This window comes from Mycobacterium sp. M26 (assembly GCF_001494595.1).
Lineage (GTDB): Bacteria > Actinomycetota > Actinomycetes > Mycobacteriales > Mycobacteriaceae > Mycobacterium.
This window is the reverse complement of the sequence record NZ_LN929908.1, coordinates 943,945-968,968: the sequence shown is the minus strand read 5'-3', so window position 1 is coordinate 968,968 and position 25,024 is coordinate 943,945. Positions and strand designations below refer to the sequence as shown.

Here is a 25,024-nt window from a genome sequence, read left to right as displayed (position 1 = left end):
CAGACGCAAAATCGCACTCATCAGGCCCTCGCAACGCGATTATGCGTCTGCTCGCGGCCGGAACCGCGGTCGTGGTGGTTCTATCCGGCTGTTCCTCGGGCAAGCAGGAGGTGCCCTCGGCGGGCGGCAATGCCGAGGTGGGCACCACCAGCGATATCAACCCGCAGGACCCGTCCACGCTGCGTAACGGTGGCAACCTTCGCCTGGCGCTGTCGTCGTTCCCGGCGAACTTCAACACCCTCAACATCGACGGCAACGAGGCCGACACCGGCGCGATGCTCAAGCCCACCATGCCGCGCGCGTTCATCATCGCCGCCGACGGGTCGATGAAGGTGAACAACGACTACTTCACCAACGTCGAGCTGACGTCGACCAGCCCGCAGGTGGTGACCTACACGATCAACCCGAAAGCCACCTGGTCCGACGGCACACCGATCACCTGGGAGGACATCGCCTCGCAGATCAATGCCACCAGCGGCAAGGACAAGGCCTTCGCGATCGCCGCACCGAACGGCAGCGACCGGGTCGGCTCGGTCACCCGCGGCGTCGACGACCGGCAGGCCGTCGTCACCTTCGCCAAGCCCTACGCTGAGTGGCGCGGCATGTTTGCCGGCAACACGATGCTGCTGCCGAAGTCGATGACCGCCAACCCCGAGGTGTTCAACAAAGGTCAGCTCACCAACCCCGGCCCGTCGGCGGGCCCGTTCCTGATCTCCACGATCGACCGCACCGCACAGCGAATCGTGTTGACCCGCAACCCCAAGTGGTGGGGCACGCCGCCGCTGCTGGACTCGATCACCTACCTGGTGCTCGACGACGCCGCGCGCATTCCGGCACTGCAGAACAACACCATCGACGCCACCGGGCTGTCCTCGCTCGACGAGTTGACCATCGCGCGGCGCACCGCAGGAATCTCGATCCGGCGCACCCCGGGCCTGAGCTGGTATCACTTCACCTTCAACGGCGCACCCGGCTCGATCCTCTCGGACAAGGCGCTGCGACTGGCCGTCGCCAAGGGCATCGACCGCCAAGCCATCGTCGACGTCACCCAGCGCGGCCTGGTGGACAAGCCGGTACCGCTGAACAACCACATCTTCGTCGCAGGCCAGAAGGGCTACCAGGACAACAGCGCTGTGGTGGCCTACGACCCGGAGAAGGCCAAGGCCGAACTGGACGCGCTGGGCTGGAAGCTCAACGGCCAGTTCCGGGAGAAGGACGGTAAGCAACTGGTGATCCGCGACGTCCTCTACGACGCGCAGACCACGCGCCAGGTGGCGCTGGTGGCGCAGAACAGCCTGGCCCAGATCGGGGTCAAGCTCGAGATCGACGCCAAACCCGGAAACGGCTTCTTCACCAACTACGTCAACGTCGGCGACTTCGACATCACCCAGTTCTCCTGGGTGGCAGACGCATTCGCGCTGTGCTGCCTCAACCAGATCTACACCACCGGCGCCGAGAGCAACTTCGGCAAGATCAGCAGCCCGGAGATCGACGCCAAGGTGGAAGAGGTGCTCGACGAACTGGATCCGGAGAAGGCCCGCACACTGGCCAACGAGGTGGACAAGCTGATCTGGGGCGAGGTGTTCAGCCTGCCGCTGTTCCAATCGCCCGGCAATGTCGCGGTCCGCAGCAATCTGGCCAACTTCGGGCCCGCCGGCTTGGGCGACCTGAACTACAGCGCGATCGGCTTCACGAAGTAGCCGGCCGGCGCTGCACCCGGCCCACCAGCTTCGGCACCACCTCGGGTAGCGCCGCCTCGACCCGAGCGGCCGTGCCGATGGCCGACACCATCAGCCGCAGGGCAGGCGGGGCCGGCATGGCGTCCAGCGCCGAGGCCTGGGCGGGCAGGCTGGCCGCGCGCCCGGCTGCCACCGCCGAGGCGATCCGCAGCGCGGCCCGCTCCCTGCTGTCGAGCACGCTGTGCCCGGTGGTGTCCAGCCGGACCAGCACCGAACCGGGGATCAACTCGGCCACCCGGTCGGCGACCTCCGGCGGGGTGGTCAGGTCCCGGCCGCCGGAGATGACGACAGTGGGCCAGCTGAACTTCGGCATCTCGGCCACCAGGTCGAAGGGTTCGGCCTCGAACCGGGTGTCGCCGGGGGCAAAATCGCGCATCGCCACCGCCGGGTCCAGCGGCAGCCCGTCGGGGGTGCCCGCATAGTTGAGCTCACGGTAGGCGATCCGGCCCACCAGGTCGGTTTCGTTGCGGTATGGCGCTTTTCGCCCCACCATCAGGTCGGCCACCATGCCCATGCCGGTCCACAGCAGATGCCGGCCCTGCAGCAGAAGGTCGAGCTGGCGATCCAGTAGCGGCACCCCGCCGAAGCCGTACACCGCCGCGGCCAGCTGGGCGGCGGCCGGGGTCATCACCCCGTCGTCGAACAGCCGGCGGACCTTGTCGGCCAGGTCCGCGGTCTCCGGGTCCTCCCCGTGCCAGAGCACGTCGCGCAGGGCGGTGCGGACCACCTCGATGTCGTCGGCGGTCAGCAACGGCGAGTCCAGGACCATCGCGTGCACCCGATTCGGGTGGCGCACCCCAACCCCGGCGGCGATGTAGGTGCCGTACGACGTCCCGTAGATGGTGGCGCTGTCGACCTGCGCGTCGTCGAGCACGGCGGCGACGTCGTCGACCACCTGGGCGACGGTGAGCGCCTCGGGCGGCAGGTCGGCACCGTGGTCGTCGTGCCGGGACATGCCGACCCCGCGGTGCTCGATCATGATCACGTCGAGGCCCTCGGCGGCCGCCCGCCTGCGCAGCCCGCGGTACAGCGCGATCGAGGCAACCCCCGGCCCACCAGGGATGATGACGACCGGGTGCTTGGTCTTGCGGCCGCAGCGGACGTAGTAGAGGTCGAACTCGTCGGCGCTACCGGGGGTCATCGGGCGGCGCACCGGACGTACCCCGGGCAGGGCGGCGAGCTTCTCATGGGCACGACGGCGCTTGTCGTTGAGCGTCATCCGCGCCGGTCTCCCATGACTCGATTCTGCCCTGCGTTGCCGGGGAATGGAATGCGCGGTTCGGTTCGGGGTGATCCAAAGCAGTGCCCCCCGATCGTGCCGTCGGTACAACGGGGACATGACCACAGTCGAACCCATCAACCGCCTGCTGCCCGGTACGCCGGAGTTCACCGACCTGCTCGCCAGAATCCGATCCGGCGCCAAAGATCGAGATCTCAACGACGAGAACCCTTTTGACCAAGTCAACGCGCTGAAACGGGCCGGCTTCGGCACGCTTCGCCTGCCCGCCGATCTCGGCGGATCGGATTTTACTGTGCGTCAATTGTTTTCCACCATCATCGACGTCGCCGCCGCTGATCCCATTGTGGCGCATATCTTCCGGACGCATTTCTGGTTCGTCGAGGAGCGGCTGCGCTTGCTGAGCGACGCGCGGTCGCGGCAGTGGCTGGCCAAGGTCGCCGAGGGCAAGATCGTCGGCAACGCGTTCAGCGAGAAGGGCTCCAACGCCGTGGGCAGCCTGGTGTTCAACACCCGGCTCCTGCCGGTTCCCGGCGGCTACCGGCTGACCGGCGAGAAGTACTACAGCACCGGCACGCTGTTCGCCGACTACCTGACCGTCACGGCCACCACCGACCACGACTCGGTGGCCACCGTCGTCATCCCCGCCGACCGGGAGGGCGTGCGGCTGGTCGACGACTGGGACGGTTTCGGGCAGCGCCGCACCGGCACCGGCACCACCATCCTGACCAGCGTCGACGTCTCCGAAGACGAGATCCTGTCGGACTCCCCGTATGACGCCGAGCCCGAACCGACCGTGCAGTACGCCTCGCTGCAGCTCTACATCCACGCGGTGGTGGCCGGTGTGCTGCAGACCGTGGTCGATGACGGAGTGGAGCTGCTGCGTTCGCGCACCCGCAGCTTCAGCCACGCGCTGTCCGAAGCGCCGGTGGACGACCCGCTCTACCAGCGGCTGCTGGGCGAGCTGGCCAGCACCGCCTACGTCGCCAAGGCCGCGGTGCTGGACGCGGCGGCGGCCGTCGAGGCGGCCACCGACTCGGTCCGCGACGGCGTGCCCGATGCCGACCTGGCCACCGAAGCCCAGTTGAAGGTGGCCAAGGTCAAGGTGCACCTCGACGACGTAGCCCCGGTGGCGGCCACCCGGCTGCTGGAGCTGGGCGGGGCCAGCGCCTCGAGCCGTCAGCGCAATCTCGACCGGCACTGGCGCAACGTGCGCACCATCACGCTGCACAACCCGGTGGCCTACAAGGCGCGGGTGATCGGCCAGAACCTGTTGCACGGCACGCCCATTCCGGCCAACGCCTACTTCTGACCCTCGTGCGATTTCGGCGCGGTTGGCGTCGCTGAGCGACGTCAACCGCGCCCAAATCGAGATTGGACCACCCCATGACCCGACAGCTGCACCTGGGCGGATTCCAGATCGCCTCGCAGGTCACCCACTCGCACGCGGCCTGGCGGCATCCCGCCAGCGACCCGGCCTTCCTGACCCCGGAGTACTACCACCGGATCGGGCGCATCCTGGAACGCGGGAAGTTCGACTTCCTGTTCTTCGCCGATCTGCTGGCCGCACCGGTCCGCTATGGCGACGGGATCGCCGAGCCGCTGCGCCGTGGCACGCAGGCCACCGCCACGCTGGACCCGTCCATTGTGGCGGCCAGCATCGCGGCCGTTACCCGCCATCTGGGGTTGGCAATCACCAAGTCCGCCACTTATTTTCACCCCTACGAGCTGGCCCGCATCTTCGCCAGCCTGGACCACATCACCCGGGGCCGGGTGGCGTGGAACATCGTGACCTCGCTGACCCAGAGCGAGGCGCAGAACTTCGGCCACGACAACCATCTGGATCACGAGTTCCGCTACGAGCGGGCCGATGAGTTCGTCCGCACCGCACTCGAACTGTGGTCGAGCTGGGCGCCGGACGCGCTGGTGCAGGACAAGCAGTCCGGGGTGTTCGCCGACCCGGACCGCATCCGGCACGTCGACCACGACGGGCAGTACTTCCGCAGCCGCGGACCGCTGAACGTGCCGCACTCGCCGCAGGGCCGGCCGGTGCTGATCCAGGCCGGTTCGTCGAACACCGGCCGGGACTTTGCCGCCCGGTGGGCCGAGGCGATCTTCGAGATCGACCCCACCCCGGAGGGCCGGCGCGCCTACTACGACGACATCAAGTCGCGGGCGGTGAACTTCGGCCGCAACCCCGACACGGTGCTGATCTTCCCGGCGTTCATCCCGTTCATCGGCGAGACGGAGTCGATCGCACGGGAGAAGCAGGCCTATCACAACGAGCTGGCCGACCCGATCTCCGGACTGATCACGCTGTCGGTGCACACCGACCACGACTTCTCCGGCTACGACCTCGACGCACCGGTCGAGGACGTCCAAGTCAGCGGAACGCAAGGGCTTTTCGACGCGGTGCGCCGGGTGGCCAACCGGGACAGTCTGACGCTGCGCGATGTCGGCGCCTGGTATGCCCAGGGTGTGCTGCTGCCGCAGTTCGTCGGGACCGCCGAGCAGGTGGCCGACCAGATCGAGGAGTCGATCCTGGCCGGGGAGGCCGACGGGTTCATGGTGTCGTCGGCCTCGACGCCGGGCACGTTCAACGACTTCGTCGACGCGGTGGTGCCGGTGCTGCAGCGGCGGGGGTTGTTCCGCACCGAGTACACCGGCACCACGCTGCGCGATCACCTCGGGCTGGGCAGTGCCGAGGAGTCCAACGTGGGCCGCCGCCTGCACGCCGCGGGGTGATGACCCGAGTCATCGGACACCTCCGTTAGGGGAGAAAGTCCCGAGTTGCCTGCGTGATCTTCTGTCGGGTGTCACTGCCGTCGTACGTTTGTGGCGGAGCACACGATGACTGAATTCATGCGTAATACCGACGCGTTCACCTGGTCGATGGAATCCGACCCGCGGCTGAGATCGACCGTGGTGACGGTGATTCTGCTGGACCGCTCACCGGACTGGGAACTGATCCGGGAGCGCTTCGACATCGTCAGCCGGGAGTTGCCGATGTTCCGGCAGCGGGTGGTCGAGACCCTGCCGCCGGCGCCGCCGCGCTGGGAGTGGGCCCCGGACTTCGATCTGGACTTCCACATGCGCCGGGTGACGGCACCGCAGCCGGGCAACCTCGACGGCGTGCTGGAGATGGCCCGGCTGGCCGCGATGGATGACTTTGACCGGGCCCGGCCGATGTGGGAGGCCACCCTGATCGACGGGCTCGACGACGGCGGCGCGGCGGTGTTGTGCAAGTTCCACCACGCCCTGACCGACGGCGTGGGTGGCGTGCAGATCGCGATGACGCTGTTCGATCTCACCGAGGAACCGCGGACCATCGATGCGGTGCCTGACGAACCGGCGGTGACCACCGCGCAACCGCTCGACGGCTACCGCGACGCGGTGCGCTACGACGCCGGCCTGCTCGGCAAGGCCGTCACCGAGACTGTCAAGACCGTTCCGAAGTTGCTGTTCAACACCATTCGGCGGCCACTGCAGACCGCGACCGCGGCCAGCGAGCTCGCCGCGTCGGTGTACCGGACCGTGCGGCCGGTGAGCCGGCCAGGCTCCCCGCTGATGACCGAACGCACCCTGGTGCGCCGCCTCGGTGTACACGAGGTGCCGCTGGCTGCGCTGCGGGAGGCCGCTCACCGCAGCGGCGGCTCACTCAACGACGCGTTTGTGGCCGGGGTGGCCGGCGGGCTGCGCCGCTATCACGAGAAGCACGGGGCGCCTGTCGGCGATCTGCACCTGACGATGCCGATCAACCTGCGCACCGACGGCGACAGCATGGGCGGCAACCGAATCGGGTTGATGCGCTTCGATATTCCGGCCGGGGTGGCCGACCCCGCGCAGCGGATCAGTGAGATCCGGGAACGCACGGTGAAGGTGCGCACGGAGAAGTCGCTGCCGTACACCCAGCTGATCGCCGGTGCACTGAACCTGATGCCGCGCTGGTACATCGGCTCGGTGCTGCGTCACGTCGATTTCCTGTGCAGCGACGTGCCGGGGGTTCCGGTGCAGGTCTACCTCGGCGGCGCGAAGGTGCTGATGCAGTACGCGTTCGGCCCGACCATCGGGTCGGCGGTCAACGTGACGTTGCTGACCTACTGCGACACCTGCTCGCTGGGAATCGACGTGGACACCGGGGCGATCCCGGACTTCGACGAGTTCGTCGACTGCCTGGTGGCGGGGTTCGACGAGGTGCTGGCGCTCGCGGACTAGCGCTCAGGCACTCAGTTCGATGACGTGGGCGTCCTCGACCCCGAGGTAGCGGGTCGGGCTGCAGGTCAGCACGATCACCTGACCGTGGCTGCCGACGGTGTCGAAGACGGTGCCCATCTTCGTCAGCCGCTCGGGATCGGTGAAGCCCAGCGCATCATCGATGATGACCGGCACGGTGTCCTCCTTGGCCACCAGCGCCGCGCCGGCCAGCCGCGCCAGGATGCCCAGCTGCTCCTTGGCCCCGCCGGACAGCGACTCGTAGGGCACGGTGCAGCCGTTGAGCGTGCGCGTGCGGATGGTGAGCTCGGTATCGACGTCCACCTCGAAGGTGGGGCCGAAGACCGTGCGGCCCAGGCGTTCCAGCTCGGCGCGATACGGCTGCACATAGCGCTGCCTGGTGTTGTCGCGGTGCCGGATCATGGTGTTGCGCAGCAGCGCGGCGGCCTGAGCCCGGTCCTGGATGCGGGCATGCTCGGCGCGCGCCCGTTTCAGCTCGGCCTGGGCGTCATCGAGCTGGCTCTGCCTGCCCTCATTGCCGATGACTCCCAACTCGGCGGTGACGGTGTGCAACTCCAGCTTGGCGGCCTCACGCTGGGCAGTCAGTGCGTCGACGGCCTGCGCCGCGGCAGCGAGCTCCGCGTCGACCGCAGCCGGGTCGGCGGCTCCGTACCGCTCGGCAAGGGCGGCGACGACCGCGTCGGCCTTCCGCTGCTCCTCGGCGTCCGCGGCGGCCTGGGCGGCGACGGCCTCGTCGCTGAGCGCGGCGCGCACGGTCGCCAGCTGCTCGTGGACAGTGGCCGACTCCGCCTCGGCGGCGGCGTGCTGGGTCCGCAGAACCGTTGCCTGCGTGGACTTTCCGGCGTGGGCTGCCGTCGCCTCGGCCGATGCCTTCTGCTTGGCCTCGGCGACGGTACGAGCCGCCCGGAGCGCGTCATCAGCTGCCGCCAGCTCGGCGGCCACCGTCTCGGCGTCGAGCTGGTCGCCGTCGGATGCCGCGGCGCGTAGCTCGGCCAGCCGCTCGCGCAGGACGGCGGCGTCCTCGTTCGCGCACAGACCCTCCAGCTTGGCGATATGCGTGGTGCTGCTCTCGGTGAGTGCGCGGCGCCGTGCGTCCAGCGCACGTGCTGCCTCGACGTCGGCGACACCTGCCTCATCCAGTGCACGGTCCAGAAGCTGTTGTGCGGCAGCGAGATCGGCGTGCAGCTTGACCGCACTCGCACCGGGGTCGATGCGGACGGCGAGCACGCCTGGCACCTCCACGACCACTGCCGCCGAGGCCGGCTGCGTCCAACTTTCCCCGGCGGCCAGGGTGCGTGGCTGGCCGTCGACCGTGATGTCGAGATCAGTCGGTGCGGTGAACGCGACGGTGGTGGCATCAGCCTGCAGCTGTGCTTCGATCCGTTGTACGGCGGCCCAGTGTTGTTCGATGCCGGCCAGCATCGCGGCGGTGAGCGTGATGACGCTCAGCTGCCCGGCCACCTCGGCGAGCTCACGTTCGACCTGATCGATGCTCGTCACCCGGGCGGCGAGCCGGTCGGCTTCGTCGCGGGCCACACACGCCTGGGCCGCGGCCCGTGCGGCATCGAAGCGCTGCCGGGCTCCGTCGAGTGCGGTGCCGGCCTGCTCGGCCGCCGTCCCCGCGGCCTGCGCCACCTGCTGGGCGGCAGCTTCCTCCTGCTCGGCCACAGCAAGCTGGTTCTGCAGTGCGACAAGGGTTTCCGCGCGCCGTTGGCAGTCGGTGACCAGCTGCCGGCGCTGGGTGTCGGCCAGCGCGGAGTTGGTGCTGGCCGCCGTCAGCGTGGCGGCCACCTGGCGGGCCTGGCGCAACTGGTCACGCAACTCGGTGAGGGCGTCATGCGTGATCCGGGCCGCGGTCAGCCGCGCGCCCGCGGGCGCCAGCGACTCGTCGATCGTCTGCACCGTCTCGGTCAGCGTCTCGTGCCGAGACACCCGGTCGTTGACTTCCTCCACGGCGAGCAGGCACCGATTCGCGTCCGCCTCGGCCGTCTTGACGCGTTCGGCGATCGCCTTCCACGCCCCGGTGGGCCGGCCGGTTCCGGTGAAGTACTTCAGATACTCGGCGTCGATGAGATCGATCAGCAGGGAGTCGTCACCGGATGGTGCGGTATCGGTCTCGCCCGCCGCGGCGTCCAGGGCGCGGGCCAGCGAGTCCGAGCCGGACAGGTTGACCGCGTCGGTGGCCGCGGACTGCAGTACCCGCTGGGCGTCCCACAGCTTGGTGTCCAGCGTCTCGGCGAGCATCGCTTCCACCCGGTCGTGGGCCTCGTCGCCGGAGACGTGCTCACGCTTGGGAGCGATGATGTCGAGCTCGGTGCCGGCCTTCTTGTGGAACCGCTTGCGATAGACGAAACGGTAAGGCCCGGTGCTGATCTCGGCTTCGACCTCCGAGCCGACATCGGCATTGGCGGGCTTGACCGCCTTGACGTCCCGATGTCCCGAACGGTCGCGGTAGGTCAGCAGCAGGTCGAGCGCCTCGAGCATCGAGGACTTGCCGACCTCGTTGGGACCGCACACCACCACCACACCCTGATCGGGGAACACGATCTCGCGGTCAGCCACACCGCGGAAGTTGGTCAGGCGCAGCCGGTGCAGGATCACGCCGCACTCCCCTCTCGCAACCGCAGCAGCAGCCCGAGCGCAGCGCGGGCTGCACCGGCGTCGGACCCGCCGGAACGCGCGGTCTCCACCAGTTCGGCGACTGCGTCGGAGGCGAATCCGCCGATGCCGAGATCGTCGAACTCGCCGTCGGCCGGCATCACCGCGATGTCGGTGTGCCGCTCCCACGAGTACAGCGCGGCGAACAGGCGGGCGTGCCGGTCCAGGCAGGCGTCCAGCGCTGCACGATCGGTGACCGTCAGCGTGCCGACCAGTGCGTGCTTGACCACGGTGCGGTCCTTGTCGGGCAGCTCACCCAGATTGATGTCGAGATCGGCGATATCGCGGCTGTTGTCGACCGGGCGGCGCAGGGTGATGAAGCGCCAGCGCCCCACATGCCGGGACGCCACGGTGACCGGGTGTGCCGGATCGTCGGTGTCCACATCGACCACCAGGACGTGGCCTGGGTCGGCCTCGACATGGTCGAAGTTGGTGACCTCCGGCGACCCGGAGTACCAGATGCGACCGCTGTCCCCGACGCAGGTGCGAGAGTGCTTGTCCCCCAACGCGACATAGTGCACCGCGCCGCGCTGGAGGGCATCGGCCAAGCCGGCCAGCCGGATCAGGGAGGGCTTGGTGGGGTCCGGGTCCAGGACGTCGACCCCGCCGTGGGCGAGCAGGATGCGGGTGGTCCCGTCGGCCGGCACGTCGGCCAGCGCCGCGGCGGCCAGGTCGGTGGTCGGCGCCTTGGACCGCCAGGGGGCGGCGACGAGTTCCACGCCCGGGCGCACCTGCCACACTCCGGCCCGGTCCAGGACGATCACATTGTCGGGGCGTTCGGCGGTGAACAGCGCGCTGGTGTACACCGAGGACGCATCGAGCGGGTCGTGGTTGCCGGGCAGCAGGTAGACCGGAACGCCGATGGCGCGCATGGCCTCCAGTGACTGGCTGACGACCTTGGGGGCGAGCTGGTTGGACTCGAACACGTCACCGGCGACGACGACGAACTCCGCGCCCGTCTCGGCGGCCAGCGCACCGAGGCCGGACACCGCCTCCCGCCGGGCAGCCGAATAACGCGGCTGGGCCTCCCCCTCCAGGAAGTGCCGCGTCATGCCGAGCTGCCAGTCGGCGGTGTGCAGGAATCGCATGGGCCGCAGTGTATGGCGGCCCGCCGACAAGTCCGGGGACCTCGACCGGCATGTGCGGTCCACGCTTTAGCCTGTCTGCGTGAGCACCCGCACCCTGGTCGTCATGCGCCACGCCAAGTCCGACTATCCCAGCGGCGTCGGCGATCATCAGCGGCCGCTGGCCCCGCGCGGAATCCGGGAGGCGGGACTGGCCGGGGACTGGCTGCGCGGCAACCTGCCGCCGATCGAGAAGGTGCTCTGCTCCTCGGCGACCAGGACCCGACAGACCCTGGAACGCACCGGCATCAGCGCTCCTGTCGACTTCTCCGACCGCCTCTACGGCGCCACCCCGGGCACCATGATCGATGAGATCAACCAGGTGCTCGACGACGTCAGCACACTGCTGGTGGTCGGGCACGAACCGACGGTGTCCCAGGTCAGCCTGGGCCTGGCCGACCCGCAGGACTCCGACCATGAGGCGGCCGCTCAGATCTCCATGAAGTTCCCCACCTCGGCCATCGCCGTGCTGCGGGTACCGGTCGGCTGGTCAGCGCTGCAACTCAGCGGCGCGGGCCTGGTGACCTTCCACGTGCCCCGTTAGGACCCGCTAGGAGTTGGTGGCCAGCGTCAGTTCCATCAGCTTGATGGCCTGACCGCACGCGTCGATCCCGGGTGCCTGCGGGTTGATCCACCAACCCACCACGCCGCCGGCGTCACTGGCCACGCCGCAACCCCCGTTGGGGTCGTTGGTGCGCATCACGATGGACCGCACCCCTGCGATCGAGCGGTTCTCCACCTGGTACTTGAGGAAGTCCGCGATCTTCTTCTCGTTGTCCAGGCTGCCCTGCTCGAACCAGAACCGGGTGATGTCCACCAGACCGGCCGGATTGGCGGCCTGCCAACGGCACACCGCGCCGACGAAGGTGCTCTGGATGTCCAGCGGGTCGGCACCGACGGTCTTGGCCAGGATGTCGGTGGTCAGCACGTCGCATTCCTTGAGCAGGTTCGGGTACTGCTGCGCGGAATTGTCGTTGCGCTCCACCGGGCCGGACCCGGACTTGGCGGCGGTGCCGTCGACGGTGCGCGCGCAGCCGGTGACGGCGGCGAACACCGACAGGACCGCGACCGCGCCGACGAGCGGACGCCGCCACATCGCCGCGCTCATTTCGCGTTCACAATCGATTGCCGGGTCAGTTCCTTGGCGACGTCGCACGCCGGCGGGAAGGGCTTCTCGGCGAAGCTGACCGACCACTCGATGAAGTCGTCGTTGAACTGGATGCCGATTTCGCACAGGTTGTCCCCCAGCGTCGGATCAGTGCCGATCGCGATGAATCCGCTGTGGCCTTCGATGTTGATGTCCTCGACGCTGGTGCGCGAAAGCTCCTCGGTCTTGCGCTCACGCCCGATCGGGCTGCCGCGGAACCAGGTGAAGGAGAAGTGCGGGCCGAGGATGCCGCCGCCGGCCAGCCACTGGCAGCCGACGGAGTTCTTGGCGGTGTTCACCAGACCGGTCACCCGGGTCTGCTCGGCCATCGTCTGGTCGCTGATGCCACCACACTCCGGGAAGGTCGGGCCGTGCTTGGCGTTGACCGGCGACGGAGTGTTGGGCGCCGACGACGGCGAGCCCGGGCCGCTGGAGTCCGACGAGGAGCATCCGCTCACCACCACTGCCGCGACGGCCAACGCCGCCACGGCCAGTTTGCGCGCCGCTGTCATGCGCACCTGCTGCGAGTCACAGCATGCACTGTAGCGGGCACCCCTGCAGCCAACCACCGACATGCCGCTTGACCTGCCGGTTTGTCGGTGATTCCAAGGTTGCCGCGCGACAGGGTTCGCACTCCGCCGCGAAGGCGGTGTGCGACAGTAACGGCATGCTCCTGGCGCTGCTGAGACAGTATGTCCGGCCGTACCGGTGGCTGGTCGCGGCCGTGATGGTGCTGCAGGTCATCAGCACGCTGGCTTCGCTGTATCTGCCCACGATCAATGCCGCGATCATCGACGACGGCGTGGCCAAAGGCGACACCGGGCTGATCACCCGGCTCGGGCTGCTGATGCTCGCGGTGACCGCGCTGCAGGGCGTGTGCGCGGTAGGCGCGGTGTACTTCGGGTCGCGCACCGGAATGGGGTTCGGCCGCGACCTGCGCTCGGCGATGTTCCACCACGTCATCACGTTCTCCGAACGCGAGACGTCCCGCTTCGGCGCGCCCTCGCTGCTGACCCGGACCACCAACGACGTCCAGCAGATCCAGGTGCTGGTCCAGATGACGGCCACCGTGCTGGTGACCGCCCCGATCATGTGCGTCGGCGGCATCGTGATGGCGATCCACCAGGACGCCGGGCTGTCCTGGCTGCTGCTGGTGAGCGTGCCGGTGCTCGCGGTGTCGAACTACTGGGTGGTGTCGCACATGCTGCCGATCTTCCGCAGCATGCAGCGCCTGATCGACGGCATCAACCGGGTGATGCGCGAGCAACTCTCCGGTATCCGGGTGATCCGCGCGTTCGCCCGCGAGTCCTTCGAACGGGACCGGTTCGCCGTCGCCAACGCCGCGGTCTCCGACACCGCACTGGCCGCCGGGCGCTGGCAGGCGCTGATGCTGCCGCTGACCACGCTCACCATCAACATCTCCAGCGTCGCGCTGATCTGGTTCGGCGGCCTGCGCATCGACGCCGGGCAGATGCAGGTGGGCTCGCTCATCGCGTTCCTGTCGTACTTCATGCAGATTCTGATGGCCGTGCTGATGGCCACCCTGCTGCTGCTGATCCTGCCGCGGGCCTCGGTGTGTGCCGAGCGGATCACCGAGGTGCTGTCCACCCAGACCGCCATCACCAGCCCGGCCGATCCGGCCCGTCCGGCAGGCGGCATCCGCGGCGAGGTCACGCTCGACGGTGCGACATTCAGCTACCCGGGCGCCGAACGGCCTGTGCTGGAGGATGTTTCGCTGACCGCGCGAACCGGGATGACGACGGCGATCGTGGGCTGCACCGGTTCGGGCAAGTCGACGCTCATCTCGCTGATCTGCCGGCTCTACGACGTGACCGGCGGCGCGGTGCGCGTCGACGGGATCGACGTGCGCGACTACGACACCGAGAACCTGTGGTCCGCACTCGGCCTGGTGCCGCAGCGCGGTTACCTGTTCTCCGGCACCGTCGCCGACAACCTGCGCTACGGCAAGAGTGACGCCAGCGAGGACGAGATGTGGGCGGCACTGCGGGTCGCCGCGGCCGACGACTTCGTGGCCGCCCATCCCGAGGGCCTGGGGATGCGGGTGGCCCAGGGCGGGATCAACTTCTCCGGCGGGCAACGTCAGCGCCTGGCGATCGCCCGGGCGGTGATCCGCCGGCCCGCGATCTACCTGTTCGACGACGCCTTCTCCGCCCTGGACGTGCACACCGACGCCCGGGTGCGCGCCGCCCTGCGGGAGGTGTCGGCGGGTTCGACGGTGATCATTGTGTCGCAACGGATTTCGACGGTGATGCAGGCCGACCACATCGTCGTCGTCGACGGCGGCCGGGTGGTCGGGGCGGGCACCCACGACGAGTTACTGACCAGCTGCCCCACCTATGCGGAATTCGTCGACTCCCAGTCCCTGGGCGCCGGCGTCGGGGGCGCGTCATGACCGGGGCCGGAATGCGCGGCGGCGGGATGCGCATGCTCAACCAGGACCCCCGTCAGGCCCGCTCCCGGGATTTCAAGGGCTCGGCGCTGCGGCTGCTGGCGAGGCTGACCCCGCAACGCTGGCCCGCGGTGGCCGTCCTGGTGCTGACGGTGGCCGGGATCGCGCTCGGCGTGGCCGGCCCGCGCATCCTCGGCCACGCCACCGACCTGTTGTTCAACGGGGTGATCGGCCGTCAGCTGCCCGCCGGCATCACCAAGGAGCAGGCCATCGCCGCGGCGCGGGCGCGTGGCGACAACACCTTCGCCGACCTGCTGTCCGGGATGAACGTGGTGCCCGGCCAGGGCGTGGACTTCGGCGCGGTGGGCCGCACCCTACTGCTGGCGTTGGTGCTGTATCTGTTTGCCGCACTGTTCGTCTGGGTACAGGCCCGGCTGCTCAACGTGATCGTGCAGCGCACGGTGCGGGCCCTGCGCGCCGATGTCGAGGCCAAGGTGCACCGGTTGCCGTTGTCCTACTTCGACTCCCGGCAGCGCGGTGAGCTGCTCAGCCGGGTGACCAATGACGTGGACAACATCCAGCAGTCGGTGTCGATGACGATCAGCCAGCTGCTGACCTCGGTGCTGACGGTGTTCGCGGTGCTGGCCATGATGCTGACCATCTCGCCGCTGCTGACCCTGATCACGGTGATCACGGTTCCGTTGTCGCTGTGGGTGACTCGGGCGATCGCCCGCCGCTCGCAGAAGATGTTCATCGCGCAGTGGACCAACACCGGCCGGCTCAACGCCCACATCGAAGAGACCTACAGCGGTTTCACCGTGGTCAAGACGTTCGGGCACCGCGCGGCTGCGCAGGAGAAGTTCCGCGACTGCAACGACGACGTGTACCAGGCCAGCTTCGGCGCCCAGTTCTTCTCCGGGCTGGTGGCGCCGGCGACGAACTTCATCGGCAACCTCAGCTATGTGGCCGTCGCGGTCGTCGGCGGCTACCAGGTGGCGACCGGTCAGATCACGCTGGGCAGCATCCAGGCGTTCATCCAGTACGTGCGTCAGTTCAACCAGCCGCTGACCCAGGTGGCCGGGATGTACAACACGCTGCAGTCCGGGGTGGCCAGCGCCGAGCGGGTTTTCGACTTCCTCGACGAGCCGGAAGAATCCCCCGATGCGGCAGAAGTGTTGCCGCGCAGCGGCGGTGGCCGGGTGGAGTTCGAGAACGTCTGGTTCGGCTACCGGGAGGGCACCCCGGTGATCGAGGACCTGTCGCTGGTGGCCGAGCCGGGCAGCACGGTGGCGATCGTCGGGCCCACCGGGGCGGGCAAGACCACCCTGGTGAACCTGCTGATGCGGTTCTACGACGTCGACTCCGGCCGGATCCTGCTGGACCACACCGACATCCGCGACATCAGCCGCGAATCGCTGCGCTCCCGGATCGGGATGGTGCTGCAGGACACCTGGTTGTTCGCCGGCACGATCGCCGAGAACATCGCCTACGGCCGGCCGGATGCGACCGAGGACGAGGTGCTGGCGGCGGCCCGCGCGGCCTACGTGGACCGGTTCGTGCAGACCCTTCCGGACGGGTATCAGACCCGCGTCAGCGACGACGGCGGCAACATCAGCGCCGGCGAGAAGCAGTTGATCACCATCGCCCGGGCGTTCCTGGCCCGCCCGCAGTTGCTGATCCTCGACGAGGCGACCAGTTCGGTGGACACCCGAACCGAGCTGCTGGTGCAGCACGCGATGACCGAACTGCGCCGGGAGCGCACGAGTTTCATCATCGCCCACCGGCTCTCGACGATCCGGGACGCCGACATGATCCTGGTGATGCAGGGCGGCCGGATCGTCGAAAAGGGCACCCACACCGAGCTGTTGGCCCGGCGGGGTGCCTACTTCGCGATGACACAGGCCTAGAGGCCGGGGCCTTCGGCGCGCAGTTCGTCAACCTCAGCCATCGCCGTACGCAGCTTGGACAGCCACTCCTCGGCGTGCTCGCCGACCAGCCGCACACTCCACGCCAGGGCATCCGAGCGGGAGCGGGCCACGCCCGCGTCGACCAGGGTGTCGAGCACCTGGCGTTCCGGCTGCTTGAGCCGGGTCATGACCGGAACGGCGATGTGGGTGAACAGGATTCGCTCACCGCCGACCTCCACGCCCCAGGACACCTTGCGGCCGTACTTGTCCTGCGCCTCGTCGGCGATCCGCATCCGTTCGGAGCGGGTGTCCTCCCGGAACCGGGATGCCCGTCCGGACGCGCGGGCTTCTGATTCGGGGCCGTCAGCAGGGTCGGGCAGCCGGCCGACGACGGTGATCTCTTCGCGGTCGACGATGACAGTGGGGTCGCCGTCGAACCAGGTGTCGGGCAGCCGCCCGGCGAACCATTCGCCGGCATCGCCGGCATCGGGCTGGTCGGCCTGCTGCCAGCCACCGGGGCGGCCGGGCCGGCCGGAACGGGGATGTGTGTGTTGGTGCTTCATGAATTACATGATTACATCGTTACACCACTGGTGCCAGGGTTTCTCTCCCGGCGAAACGAGGGCACGACCGTTACTCCCCGGCCCGGCGGGCGCGGAACAGCTTGACCTCGTCCTTGATGCCCTTGAGGTGGCGGGCCTTGGCGAACGACCAGCTGAACGGGGCATCGTCGGCGATCTGCTCCCGGGCCGCCTCGGCCACCAGCACCGACCCCGGCCGCGCCGCGGAGGTCACCCGGCTGGCCAGGTTCACCGGGCTGCCGAACCAGTCGCCGGCGCGGCTGACCGCCGGACCGTAGGCCACCCCCACCCGCAGCTGCGGCAGATCACCGTCGGACTCGATGGCCTCGCTCAGACGCAGCATGGCCTCCAGCAGCGCGGTGGTGTCCTTCGACACCAGCATCACCGCGTCGCCGATGGTCTTGATGAACCGAACCGGCGGAATCGCCACATCGCGGGCAGCATCGGCGAGCTTGTTGGCCAGCTGCTCGAGCTCCTCGGGTGGCACCGTCTCGCCGAGCCGGGTGAAGCCGACCAGATCACCGAAGGCGACCGCGACCAGCCGGGCCCCGGGCATCGGCGCACCGGCCGCGCGCTCGTTGGCGTTGACGGCCTCGGTCTCCAGGGCGTGCCGCAGCTGGAGCATGAGCATGTCCTGGATCATCGGGCCCAGCAGCGGGGCCATCTCCCCCACCAGTGCCTGCGCCGACTTCGCGACGTCGAGCTCGCTGGCGCCGGGATGCATGACGGTGGCCAGCGCGGTGGTGCGCATGACCTCGGCGGCATGCGAAAGTCCATCGGCCAGAACGCGAACCACCGTCAGCATCAGGTCGGGGTCGATGCCATGGTCGATGAACCGCTTGATGTGCACAGCGGTGGCGCCGTCGAGACGCATGAACACCGCGGCGTCGGGGTCTTCGACGTGCGGCAGGCCGCTGGCCCGCTGGAAACGGGTCAGCACGTCGACGTCCAGGCCGGTCTGTTCGGCGATCTCGCGCGCGGAGACGTAGGTCCCGTCGTCGCCGAGTGCGCGGCGGGCGGGCAGCAGCATCGGGGCGAACGAGGCCCGGATCTCCTCGACGGTGATGCCCTGATCGAGCAGCCACGGGATCAGTTCGGCCCGCTCCGCGCGCAGGTCGCCGCTCAGACCGTCGAGCAGCCCGGACGCTTCGATGTCGCCGTCATCGCTCACCGGTTCAACGTATACGGTCGGATGCAATGTCTTCATCTCCGCTGCTGGAGGGACTGCCGCCGATCGCCGACCGGCACGCCCGCGTGCTGGTGCTGGGCAATATGCCCAGCGTGATGTCGCTGGCCGCCGGCGAGTACTACGGCAATCCGCGAAATGCGTTCTGGCGCATCACCGCTGAGCTGTTCGGCTTCGCCGCCGACGATCCTTATCCCGACCGCGCCGCGGCCCTGCGCCGCCGCGGAATCGCGGTGTGGGACGTTCTCCAACACTGCCGCCGTATCGGCAGCCTCGATTCGGCGGTCGAACCGGACAGCATGGTGGCCAACGATTTCCCGGCGTTCTTCGCCGCGCACCGCCACGTTGAGCGGGTGTACTTCAACGGCGCGGCCGCCGAGCGCAATTTCGCAAGGCTGGTGCGCGTCGACGCCGACGTGGTGTTCGCGCGGCTGCCGTCGACCAGTCCGGCGCAGACCATGCGCTACGCCGACAAGCTCAGCGCGTGGCGGGTGATCGCCGGGTCATGACACCGGCGGCCGCCGGTTGGCCCACGGCCGGGCCGTTTCGATCTGGTGGCTCAGCGACAGCAGTGTTGCCTCGTCGGAGGGGCGGCCGACGAGTTGCACCGAGACCGGAATCCCTTCTCCGTCAAGGCTCCACGGCACGACGGCGGCGGGCTGGCCCGTCGCATTGAAGATCGCATGGAACGGAACCCGGGAGGCGACCATCGCCAGGGTGCCCACCCCGCCGCGGTGCTGGTACTGCCCGACGCGCGACGGACCGGTGGCCGTTCCCGGCGTGATGAGCACGTCGACGTCGTCGAAGATCGACCCGACCCGGGCGGCCAGTGTGGCCTCGGCGGCCCGGATCTTGGCGATCTGCTGATCGGAGATCAGCCCGCCCAGCCGGGCCAGCGTCTTGGTGCGCGGTTCGAGGCGCTCGGGATGGGGCAGCTGCTGGACGTCGTCGTAGATGCCGCGCCACATCCGGGGCAGCACGTGCCCGTAGACCGCCCACGCCGGATAGTCCGGGTCACGCCAGATGACCTCGTGGCCCAGCTCGCGCAGCAGCGACTCGACACCGTCGAGCGCCTTCTGCTGGGCCCGGCCGACCCTGCCCACGATGGTGGGCGGAATCTTGGCGCTCAACGCGATTCGCAGTCTCTTCGGTTTGCGCGCCGCGGCCGCCACGAACCCGCCGCGGGGTGCGCGTGCGGAATTGGTGACGTCAAGGAACAACGCGGCGTCCTCGACCGTGCGGGTGATCGGGCCGTTGACGCTCAGTCCCTGCCAGGCATCGTCGTGTGGACCGATCGGGACACGGTCGCGCTGCGGTTTGATCCCGAAGAGTCCGCACCAGGTGGCCGGGATGCGGATGGACCCGGCACCGTCGGATCCCAGCGCCATCGGCGCCAGCCCGGCGGCCACCGCCGCACCGCTGCCACCGCTGCTGCCGCCGGGCGCACGCGCCAGGTCCCACGGATTGTGGGTGGAGCCGAAGGCCACCGTCTCGGTGAACGGCCAGAGCATCATCTCCGGCACGGCGGTCTTGCCCAGGATCACCGCGCCCGCCTCGCGCAGCCGCCGCACCACCTCGGCATCCTGCGTCGGCGGCAGGCCGTGCGCGCTGCTGCCGTAGCAGGTGAACTCGTCGGCGACGTCGACGTCGTCCTTGATGGCGATCGGCACACCGAGCAGCGGCAGGCGCTCCCCGGCGTCCAGGCGCTGCTGGGCGGCCGCGGCCTCCTTGCGGGCGCGTTCGGTGAGCACCACCCGGTAGGCGCGGACCTCCCGGTCCACCCGGGCGATCCGGTCGAGATAGAGGTCCAGCAGCGCAGGCGCGGTGATGCTGCCGGCGACCAGCATGCGGGCCTGCTCCGCGGCGCCGGCGAACGCGATGTCGGTGAGGTCCACGCCCGGCAGCGTATCGCCGTAACGGATCGGGCTTCGACCGACACTGCCCCTTCAATGCCGAAACCGATGACCTGCGCGGCCCTCGTGGAGCTGCTCAGCGACTACTACTCGGGTGCGTTGGACGCCCCGACGGCGGCGCGCGTGCGCCTGCATCTGCTGATCTGCAAGGGCTGCCGCGGCTACCTCGCCCAGCTTCGGACCACGGTGGCGATCGTGGGGCGGCTGCGGCCCGACGACCTGGACCCGGAGTTCCGCAAGCAGCTCGTCGGCGCCTTCCACGACTGGCAGTGATCATCCGACCCGCTACGGTGGCGGAATGTCATGTGTGTTCTGCGAGATCGTCGCCGGCACCGCGCCGGCCATCCGCGTCTACGAGGACGACGACCATCTGGGCTTCCTCGACATTCGCCCGTTCACCCGCGGCCACACGCTGGTGGTGCCCAAGCGCCACACCGTCGACCTGACCGACACTCCGGCCGAGACGCTGGGCGGCATGCTGGCGGTCGGTCAGCGGATCGCCCAGGCAACGCGGGTATCGGGGCTGGGCGCCACGGGCAACAACATCGCGATCAATGACGGGAAGTCGGCGATGCAGACGGTGTTCCACATCCATCTGCACGTGATCCCGCGCCGCGACGGCGACAAGCTGTCCTTCGCCAAGGGCATGCTGATCCGCCGCGACCCCGATCGCGAGGCCACCGGCCGGATCCTGCGCGAGGCTCTGGAGTTGATCCCATGACATCAGCGGTCGACAAGTTCATGCTGAAGTTCCTGACCGTGCACGACACCCTGTACAAGCGGTCGGGCGGATGGATCGGGCACCGGTTGCCGTTTGCGCCACGGATGCTGCTGCTGCACACGGTCGGTGCGAAAACCGGTGCGGAGCGGGCGAATTCGCTGGCCTACTACCGCGATGGCGCTGACTATCTGATCGTCGCCTCCAATGGCGGAGCGCCACGCAGCCCGGGTTGGTACCACAATCTGCGGGCCAACCCGCACGTCGAGATCAACCTCGGACCGCGCCGGGTGCCCGTCACCGCGCACGTGCTGCTGCCGGATGACCCGGACTATGCGCGGTTGTGGAAGATCTGCGATGACCAGAACGGCGGACGCTACAGCGCCTACCAGAAGCTGACGACCCGGCCGATCCCGGTGGTCCGGCTGGTTCGCTAGTCACGCCAGCCCCCGGCGAGATTGAACTTGCGCAGGAAAAGTTCGAGTGGACGTCTGCGTGACGTCAATCTCGGCGCACAGGGTCTAGAACAGCTCCTTGGCCAGCAGCTCCAGCGTCGCCTCCCGCGCCGGCGCGGCGCCCGGGTCAGTGCCGCGGTGGGCCGATGCCACCGGGTTCACCATGACCTCATCGACCCCGAACTCGGCGGCCAGCGCGCGAACCTGATCAGCGGCCTCGGCCGGCGCCCCGACGACCGCCTTGGCCCGGCCAGCGGCAATCACGGCCTCGGCCTGCGGATGCATCGACAGACCCGCGGCGTCCTCGACCAGATCCAGCGCCCCCAGCGGCTGGCCGGTGCGCAGCCGGGCCATCATCTGCAGGTTGGGCAGCAGCAGCGCCTCGGCCTCGTCCCGGGTCGGCGCCACCACGGCGTTGACCGTCATCAACGTGACCGGTTCGGCGGCCACCGCCGAGGGCCGGAACTCGCTGCGGTAGATCGCCAGTGCCTCGGCGGTGCCCTGCCCGGCGAAGTGGTGGGCGAACACATACGGCAGGCCCTTGGCCGCCGCCAGGTGCGCCGAATACATCGACGAGCCGAGCAGCCACAGCCGTGGCTCGCTGAGCGCACCGGGGGTGGCCTTGAGGATGTAGTCCTGACCGCGGATCGGTACCCGCACCCCGCGCGCACTCATCATCGCCGCTACCTCGTCGAGGTATTGCGGGAAGTTCTCCACGTCCGAGTCGTCGCGGGTACCGCGCAACAGGATCGAGGTCACCGGGTCGCTGCCCGGTGCCCGGCCCAGACCCAGGTCGATCCGGCCGGGAGCGGCAGCCTCCAGCAGCGCGAACTGCTCGGCGACGGCCAGCGGCGCATGGTTGGGCAGCATCACCCCGCCGGATCCCAGCCGGATCTGCGTGGTCTGGGCGGCGAGGTAGGCGATCAGCACCGGCGGGCTGGTGGCCGCGACGGCCGGCATGTTGTGATGCTCGGCCAGCCAGTAGCGGGTGAAACCGAGCCGGTCGGCGGTCTGCGCCAGCCGCACCGTGGCCGCCAGCGCGTCGCCGGTGCTCTGATCGGTACGAACGGGAACGAGATCGAGGACGGAAAGGCGCATGACTGGGTCAACGCCTCCGGTCGCGGGGAGCTTCCCCGCCGGTCAGACCCGCCCGCCGGGAAGCCTCGGCGAACACGTCGTCGAGCATCGCCGGGGTGAGCCGCCCGGTGAACATGTTCTGCTGGCTGGGGTGATAGCAGCCGATCAACACCAGACCCGACGGCAGTTCAGCGACCGCGCCATGGCCGAACTTCGGTTTGGGCAGCCCGGCCAGTTGCGCACCCAGCAGCCGCAGCGCGGCCTGCCACGCGAACCCGCCGAGCGCCACGACCACCCGCACATGCGGACCGATCAGCCGCCACTCGGCGTCCAGCCACGGCTCGCAGGTCGACCGCTCCTGCGGGGTCGGCGCATTGGCCGGCGGCGCACACCGGACTGCCGCTGCGATGCGAATCTCGTTGGTGCTCAACCCGTCTGCCGCATCCACGCTCAACGGTGAGTTGACCAGACCGGCGCGGTAGAGCGCCGCGAACAACTGATCCCCCGACCGGTCACCGGTGAACACCCGGCCGGTGCGGTTGCCGCCGTGCGCAGCCGGCGCCAGGCCCAGCACCAGGATCCGCGGCGTCGCCGACCCCCAGCCGGTGATCGGGCGCCCCCAGTACGGCTCCACGGCGAAGGCGCGGCGTTTGGCCACCGCCACCTCCTCACGCCAGGCCACCAGGCGTGGGCAGGCCCGGCACACGCTGACCAGCGCGTCGAGTTCGTCGACGTCGGCGATCCGGGCGGCCAGCGTCGCCACCCGCCGCGGCGTCGTCGCCACCGGCGTCTCGGGCACCGCCGGGTCCCCCGGCCAGCCCGTTCCGGGCGGCACCGGCGATTCGAACGGCACACCGGTGCGCGGATGAGCGTGTGCAGTCACCAGTCCACTGTGCACGCTTAAGCTTCGCCGGTGAGCACCAAGCGCATTCCCGCGCTGCTGATCCTGACGTCGGCGTTCCTGGCCGCGGGCGCCAACGGCATCTCGATGGTGGCGTTCCCGTGGCTGGTGCTGCAGCGCACCGGCAGCGCGGTGGACGCCTCGATCGTGGCCGGGGCGGCGACGCTGCCGCTACTGGCGGCCACCCTGGTGGCCGGCACCGCTGTCGACTTCATCGGCCGGCGGCGGGTGGCGATGCTGGCCGACGCGTTGTCGGCGATCTCGGTGGCCGCGATCCCCGTGCTCGCGCTGGCGTTCGGCACCCAGGTTCTGTCGACCGTCGTACTGGCCGGACTGGCCGCCCTCGGAGCGTTCTTCGACCCCGCCGGGGTAACGGCCCGCGAGTCGATGCTGCCTGAGGCGGGCCGACGGGCCGGCTGGTCGCTGGACCACACGAACAGCATCTACGAGGCGGTGTTCAACCTCGCCTACATCACCGGCCCGGGTATCGGTGGTCTGCTCATCGCGACCATCGGCGGGGTGAACACGATGTGGGTGACCGCCGCGATCTTCGGCCTCTCGATCGCCGCCGCCGCGGTGCTGCGACTGGAGGGGGCGGGCCGTCCTGACCGCGACAAGCGCCCCGACGGCGTGGTGTCCGGGATCGTCGAGGGGTTGCGCTTCGTGTGGCACGAGCGGGTGTTGCGCACCCTGGCGCTGGTGTCGCTGGCCGTCACCGGGTTGTACCTGCCGATGGAGAGCGTGCTGTTCCCGAAGTACTTCACCGACCGCAACGAACCCGCGCAGCTGGGCTGGGTGTTGATGGCGCTGTCGATCGGCGGACTGGTCGGGGCGCTGAGCTGGACGGTGCTCTCCCGCGTGGCGAGCAGGCGCACGACCGTTCTGGTCGCGGTGCTGACCCTGGGGGCGGCCAGCATCGGGATCGCGTTCCTGCCGCCGCTGCCGGTGATCCTGTTGCTCGCCGCCCTGATCGGCCTGGTGTACGGGCCGATCGGGCCGATCTACAACTCGGTGATGCAGACCCGGACCCCGGAGAACATGCGCGGTCGGGTGGTCGGGGTGATGACGTCGATGGCGTACGCCGCAGGCCCGGTCGGCTTCATGCTGGCCGGTCCGCTGGTCGACGCGTTCGGCCTGAAAGTCACCTTCCTGGCGCTGGCGGTACCGATCCTGATCGTCGGATTGGCCTGCCCCTGGGTACCCGCGCTCAAGGAACTCGACGACGAGCCGGGCCGACCTAAGCTCGCACCATGACGCTGATCGACATCGACGCCGAACCGGGATTTCGGCATCTGCTCGACATGCGCGTCGAGTTCGACTCCTCGCAGATCTTTCCCACCCCCACCGGGACGCGGATGACATTCGTGATCGCCCGGGGTCGCGTCGAGGGCGACCGCATCGCCGGCGACCTGCTGCCCGGCGGCGGCGACTGGGTGGTACTCGGCAGCGACGGGGTGGCCCGGCTCGATGTGCGCGCCACGCTCCGCACTGACGACGGTGCCCTCATCCACGTCACGGTGAGCGGCCGGGTGCTGATGGGGCCGGAGGCCACCGCCCGCTACAGCGCCGGTGAACTGGTCGGCCACGACGAGGTCTATGCCCGGTCCAGCCCGCTGTTCGACACCGATGACGAGCGCTACCGCTGGATCAACGCGGTACACACCGTCGCGATCAACCGGATGTCACTGTCTGAAGTGCAATACCGAGTGTTCGAGGTTCTCTGAGTCGCCCGCGCTCG

At 69.2% G+C, this 25,024-nt stretch carries 23 protein-coding genes; 13 read left to right on the top strand and 10 right to left on the bottom strand.

Annotation, left to right across the window (positions count from 1 at the left end; all coding sequences use genetic code 11):
* The first annotated feature begins 41 nt into the window (after nucleotides 1-41).
* Nucleotides 42-1,700 carry an ABC transporter family substrate-binding protein gene (locus BN3385_RS14140; RefSeq protein ID WP_059017371.1) on the top strand — a complete coding sequence of 553 codons (1,659 nt, stop codon included), beginning with the start codon at nucleotides 42-44 and terminating at the stop codon, nucleotides 1,698-1,700.
* Here BN3385_RS14140 and BN3385_RS14135 read toward each other — a convergent pair.
* Complete coding sequence (locus BN3385_RS14135; RefSeq protein ID WP_059017368.1) at nucleotides 1,690-2,958, bottom strand: alpha/beta fold hydrolase; 1,269 nt, start codon at nucleotides 2,956-2,958, stop codon at nucleotides 1,690-1,692. The genes BN3385_RS14140 and BN3385_RS14135 overlap by 11 nt on opposite strands.
* 118 nt (nucleotides 2,959-3,076) lie before the next feature.
* Between BN3385_RS14135 and BN3385_RS14130 the strand changes: the two genes are divergently transcribed.
* From BN3385_RS14130 to BN3385_RS14120, 3 genes are all read left to right on the top strand, one after another.
* Complete coding sequence (locus BN3385_RS14130; RefSeq protein WP_059017366.1) at nucleotides 3,077-4,288, top strand: acyl-CoA dehydrogenase family protein; 1,212 nt, start codon at nucleotides 3,077-3,079, stop codon at nucleotides 4,286-4,288.
* A gap of 74 nt (nucleotides 4,289-4,362) precedes the next feature.
* Nucleotides 4,363-5,721, top strand: coding sequence for an LLM class flavin-dependent oxidoreductase (locus BN3385_RS14125; protein WP_059017364.1), 1,359 nt, complete (start codon nucleotides 4,363-4,365; stop codon nucleotides 5,719-5,721).
* A gap of 105 nt (nucleotides 5,722-5,826) precedes the next feature.
* Nucleotides 5,827-7,191 carry a wax ester/triacylglycerol synthase domain-containing protein gene (locus BN3385_RS14120; RefSeq protein ID WP_059017362.1) on the top strand — a complete coding sequence of 455 codons (1,365 nt, stop codon included), beginning with the start codon at nucleotides 5,827-5,829 and terminating at the stop codon, nucleotides 7,189-7,191.
* A 3-nt stretch (nucleotides 7,192-7,194) separates the two neighbouring features.
* On the opposite strand, the gene BN3385_RS14115 is transcribed toward BN3385_RS14120, so the two are convergent.
* Together BN3385_RS14115 and BN3385_RS14110 are read right to left on the bottom strand one after the other, a co-directional pair.
* Nucleotides 7,195-9,810 (bottom strand): AAA family ATPase, encoded by a 2,616-nt coding sequence (locus BN3385_RS14115; protein WP_059017360.1) that lies wholly within the window; start codon nucleotides 9,808-9,810, stop codon nucleotides 7,195-7,197.
* Nucleotides 9,807-10,955 (bottom strand): metallophosphoesterase family protein, encoded by a 1,149-nt coding sequence (locus BN3385_RS14110; protein WP_059017359.1) that lies wholly within the window; start codon nucleotides 10,953-10,955, stop codon nucleotides 9,807-9,809. Before BN3385_RS14110 ends, BN3385_RS14115 begins: the two co-directional genes overlap by 4 nt.
* Nucleotides 10,956-11,058: 103 nt before the next feature.
* On the opposite strand from BN3385_RS14110, the gene BN3385_RS14105 reads away from it, so the two are divergent.
* Nucleotides 11,059-11,535, top strand: a complete 477-nt coding sequence (locus BN3385_RS14105) for a SixA phosphatase family protein (protein WP_059021957.1) — start codon at nucleotides 11,059-11,061, stop codon at nucleotides 11,533-11,535.
* A 6-nt stretch (nucleotides 11,536-11,541) separates the two neighbouring features.
* Here the strand turns inward: BN3385_RS14105 and BN3385_RS14100 are convergent, their stop codons facing one another.
* Both BN3385_RS14100 and BN3385_RS14095 read right to left on the bottom strand, forming a co-directional pair.
* On the bottom strand, nucleotides 11,542-12,087 hold the full coding sequence (locus tag BN3385_RS14100; RefSeq protein WP_059021956.1) for a DUF3558 domain-containing protein: 546 nt from the start codon (nucleotides 12,085-12,087) through the stop codon (nucleotides 11,542-11,544).
* An 8-nt stretch (nucleotides 12,088-12,095) separates the two neighbouring features.
* The gene (locus tag BN3385_RS14095) at nucleotides 12,096-12,650 is read right to left on the bottom strand and encodes a DUF3558 domain-containing protein (RefSeq protein ID WP_059021954.1); all 555 of its coding nucleotides are present in this window, start codon (nucleotides 12,648-12,650) and stop codon (nucleotides 12,096-12,098) included.
* Nucleotides 12,651-12,805: 155 nt separating this feature from the next.
* Between BN3385_RS14095 and BN3385_RS14090 the strand changes: the two genes are divergently transcribed.
* Together BN3385_RS14090 and BN3385_RS14085 are read left to right on the top strand one after the other, a co-directional pair.
* On the top strand, nucleotides 12,806-14,551 hold the full coding sequence (locus BN3385_RS14090) for an ABC transporter ATP-binding protein (RefSeq protein ID WP_059021951.1): 1,746 nt from the start codon (nucleotides 12,806-12,808) through the stop codon (nucleotides 14,549-14,551).
* An 11-nt stretch (nucleotides 14,552-14,562) separates the two neighbouring features.
* Nucleotides 14,563-16,455: an ABC transporter ATP-binding protein gene (locus BN3385_RS14085; protein WP_197415301.1), complete on the top strand. Its 1,893-nt coding sequence runs from the start codon at nucleotides 14,563-14,565 to the stop codon at nucleotides 16,453-16,455.
* Here the strand turns inward: BN3385_RS14085 and abmR are convergent.
* Together abmR and BN3385_RS14075 are read right to left on the bottom strand one after the other, a co-directional pair.
* Complete coding sequence (abmR, locus tag BN3385_RS14080; RefSeq protein WP_059017355.1) at nucleotides 16,452-17,018, bottom strand: ATP-binding transcription factor AbmR; 567 nt, start codon at nucleotides 17,016-17,018, stop codon at nucleotides 16,452-16,454. The two genes, BN3385_RS14085 and abmR, sit on opposite strands and share 4 nt — an antisense overlap.
* A 70-nt stretch (nucleotides 17,019-17,088) precedes the next feature.
* On the bottom strand, nucleotides 17,089-18,243 hold the full coding sequence (locus tag BN3385_RS14075; RefSeq protein ID WP_059017353.1) for an adenylate/guanylate cyclase domain-containing protein: 1,155 nt from the start codon (nucleotides 18,241-18,243) through the stop codon (nucleotides 17,089-17,091).
* On the opposite strand from BN3385_RS14075, the gene BN3385_RS14070 reads away from it, so the two are divergent.
* Complete coding sequence (locus tag BN3385_RS14070) at nucleotides 18,234-18,731, top strand: DNA-deoxyinosine glycosylase (protein WP_059021949.1); 498 nt, start codon at nucleotides 18,234-18,236, stop codon at nucleotides 18,729-18,731. The two genes, BN3385_RS14075 and BN3385_RS14070, sit on opposite strands and share 10 nt — an antisense overlap.
* Here the strand turns inward: BN3385_RS14070 and BN3385_RS14065 are convergent.
* Nucleotides 18,726-20,117, bottom strand: a complete 1,392-nt coding sequence (locus BN3385_RS14065) for an amidase (RefSeq protein ID WP_059017352.1) — start codon at nucleotides 20,115-20,117, stop codon at nucleotides 18,726-18,728. The two genes, BN3385_RS14070 and BN3385_RS14065, sit on opposite strands and share 6 nt — an antisense overlap.
* A 54-nt stretch (nucleotides 20,118-20,171) precedes the next feature.
* On the opposite strand from BN3385_RS14065, the gene BN3385_RS14060 reads away from it, so the two are divergent.
* The 3 genes from BN3385_RS14060 to BN3385_RS14050 are packed head-to-tail and all read left to right on the top strand — an operon-like array spanning nucleotide 20,172 to nucleotide 21,290.
* Entirely contained in the window at nucleotides 20,172-20,408 is a 237-nt protein-coding gene (locus tag BN3385_RS14060; RefSeq protein ID WP_082690467.1) for an anti-sigma factor family protein, read from the top strand.
* Nucleotides 20,409-20,433: 25 nt separating this feature from the next.
* On the top strand, nucleotides 20,434-20,856 hold the full coding sequence (locus BN3385_RS14055) for an HIT family protein (protein ID WP_059017349.1): 423 nt from the start codon (nucleotides 20,434-20,436) through the stop codon (nucleotides 20,854-20,856).
* Entirely contained in the window at nucleotides 20,853-21,290 is a 438-nt protein-coding gene (locus tag BN3385_RS14050) for a nitroreductase family deazaflavin-dependent oxidoreductase (RefSeq protein WP_059017348.1), read from the top strand. The genes BN3385_RS14055 and BN3385_RS14050 overlap by 4 nt, the downstream gene beginning before the upstream one ends.
* An 84-nt stretch (nucleotides 21,291-21,374) precedes the next feature.
* On the opposite strand, the gene BN3385_RS14045 is transcribed toward BN3385_RS14050, so the two are convergent.
* A complete protein-coding gene (locus BN3385_RS14045; protein WP_059017345.1) occupies nucleotides 21,375-22,406 on the bottom strand; it encodes an LLM class flavin-dependent oxidoreductase in 1,032 nt (343 codons plus the stop codon).
* Nucleotides 22,407-22,413: 7 nt separating this feature from the next.
* Nucleotides 22,414-23,268: a uracil-DNA glycosylase gene (locus BN3385_RS14040; protein WP_059021945.1), complete on the bottom strand. Its 855-nt coding sequence runs from the start codon at nucleotides 23,266-23,268 to the stop codon at nucleotides 22,414-22,416.
* Between the two features lie 30 nt (nucleotides 23,269-23,298).
* Here BN3385_RS14040 and tap point away from each other — a divergent pair, with 30 nt between their 5' ends.
* Together tap and BN3385_RS14030 are read left to right on the top strand one after the other, a co-directional pair.
* Nucleotides 23,299-24,540 (top strand): multidrug efflux MFS transporter Tap, encoded by a 1,242-nt coding sequence (gene tap / locus BN3385_RS14035; RefSeq protein WP_059017343.1) that lies wholly within the window; start codon nucleotides 23,299-23,301, stop codon nucleotides 24,538-24,540.
* Nucleotides 24,537-25,010, top strand: a complete 474-nt coding sequence (locus tag BN3385_RS14030; RefSeq protein WP_059017341.1) for a DUF3237 domain-containing protein — start codon at nucleotides 24,537-24,539, stop codon at nucleotides 25,008-25,010. The genes tap and BN3385_RS14030 overlap by 4 nt, the downstream gene beginning before the upstream one ends.
* The last annotated feature ends 14 nt before the right edge of the window (nucleotides 25,011-25,024 follow it).

Excerpts from the sequence above, each read along its gene's own strand:
- BN3385_RS14140 (WP_059017371.1), top strand. The coding sequence starts at position 42 with ATGCGTCTGCTCGCGGCCGGAACCGCGGTCGTGGTGGTTCTATCCGGC.
- BN3385_RS14135 (WP_059017368.1), bottom strand. The coding sequence starts at position 2,958 with ATGACGCTCAACGACAAGCGCCGTCGTGCCCATGAGAAGCTCGCCGCC.
- BN3385_RS14130 (WP_059017366.1), top strand. The coding sequence starts at position 3,077 with ATGACCACAGTCGAACCCATCAACCGCCTGCTGCCCGGTACGCCGGAG.
- BN3385_RS14125 (WP_059017364.1), top strand. The coding sequence starts at position 4,363 with ATGACCCGACAGCTGCACCTGGGCGGATTCCAGATCGCCTCGCAGGTC.
- BN3385_RS14120 (WP_059017362.1), top strand. The coding sequence starts at position 5,827 with ATGACTGAATTCATGCGTAATACCGACGCGTTCACCTGGTCGATGGAA.
- BN3385_RS14110 (WP_059017359.1), bottom strand. The coding sequence starts at position 10,955 with ATGCGATTCCTGCACACCGCCGACTGGCAGCTCGGCATGACGCGGCAC.
- BN3385_RS14105 (WP_059021957.1), top strand. The coding sequence starts at position 11,059 with ATGCGCCACGCCAAGTCCGACTATCCCAGCGGCGTCGGCGATCATCAG.
- BN3385_RS14100 (WP_059021956.1), bottom strand. The coding sequence starts at position 12,087 with ATGTGGCGGCGTCCGCTCGTCGGCGCGGTCGCGGTCCTGTCGGTGTTC.
- BN3385_RS14095 (WP_059021954.1), bottom strand. The coding sequence starts at position 12,650 with ATGACAGCGGCGCGCAAACTGGCCGTGGCGGCGTTGGCCGTCGCGGCA.
- BN3385_RS14090 (WP_059021951.1), top strand. The coding sequence starts at position 12,806 with ATGCTCCTGGCGCTGCTGAGACAGTATGTCCGGCCGTACCGGTGGCTG.
- BN3385_RS14085 (WP_197415301.1), top strand. The coding sequence starts at position 14,563 with ATGCGCGGCGGCGGGATGCGCATGCTCAACCAGGACCCCCGTCAGGCC.
- abmR (WP_059017355.1), bottom strand. The coding sequence starts at position 17,018 with ATGAAGCACCAACACACACATCCCCGTTCCGGCCGGCCCGGCCGCCCC.
- BN3385_RS14070 (WP_059021949.1), top strand. The coding sequence starts at position 18,234 with ATGTCTTCATCTCCGCTGCTGGAGGGACTGCCGCCGATCGCCGACCGG.
- BN3385_RS14075 (WP_059017353.1), bottom strand. The coding sequence starts at position 18,243 with ATGAAGACATTGCATCCGACCGTATACGTTGAACCGGTGAGCGATGAC.
- BN3385_RS14060 (WP_082690467.1), top strand. The coding sequence starts at position 20,172 with ATGCCGAAACCGATGACCTGCGCGGCCCTCGTGGAGCTGCTCAGCGAC.
- BN3385_RS14055 (WP_059017349.1), top strand. The coding sequence starts at position 20,434 with ATGTCATGTGTGTTCTGCGAGATCGTCGCCGGCACCGCGCCGGCCATC.
- BN3385_RS14050 (WP_059017348.1), top strand. The coding sequence starts at position 20,853 with ATGACATCAGCGGTCGACAAGTTCATGCTGAAGTTCCTGACCGTGCAC.
- BN3385_RS14045 (WP_059017345.1), bottom strand. The coding sequence starts at position 22,406 with ATGCGCCTTTCCGTCCTCGATCTCGTTCCCGTTCGTACCGATCAGAGC.
- BN3385_RS14030 (WP_059017341.1), top strand. The coding sequence starts at position 24,537 with ATGACGCTGATCGACATCGACGCCGAACCGGGATTTCGGCATCTGCTC.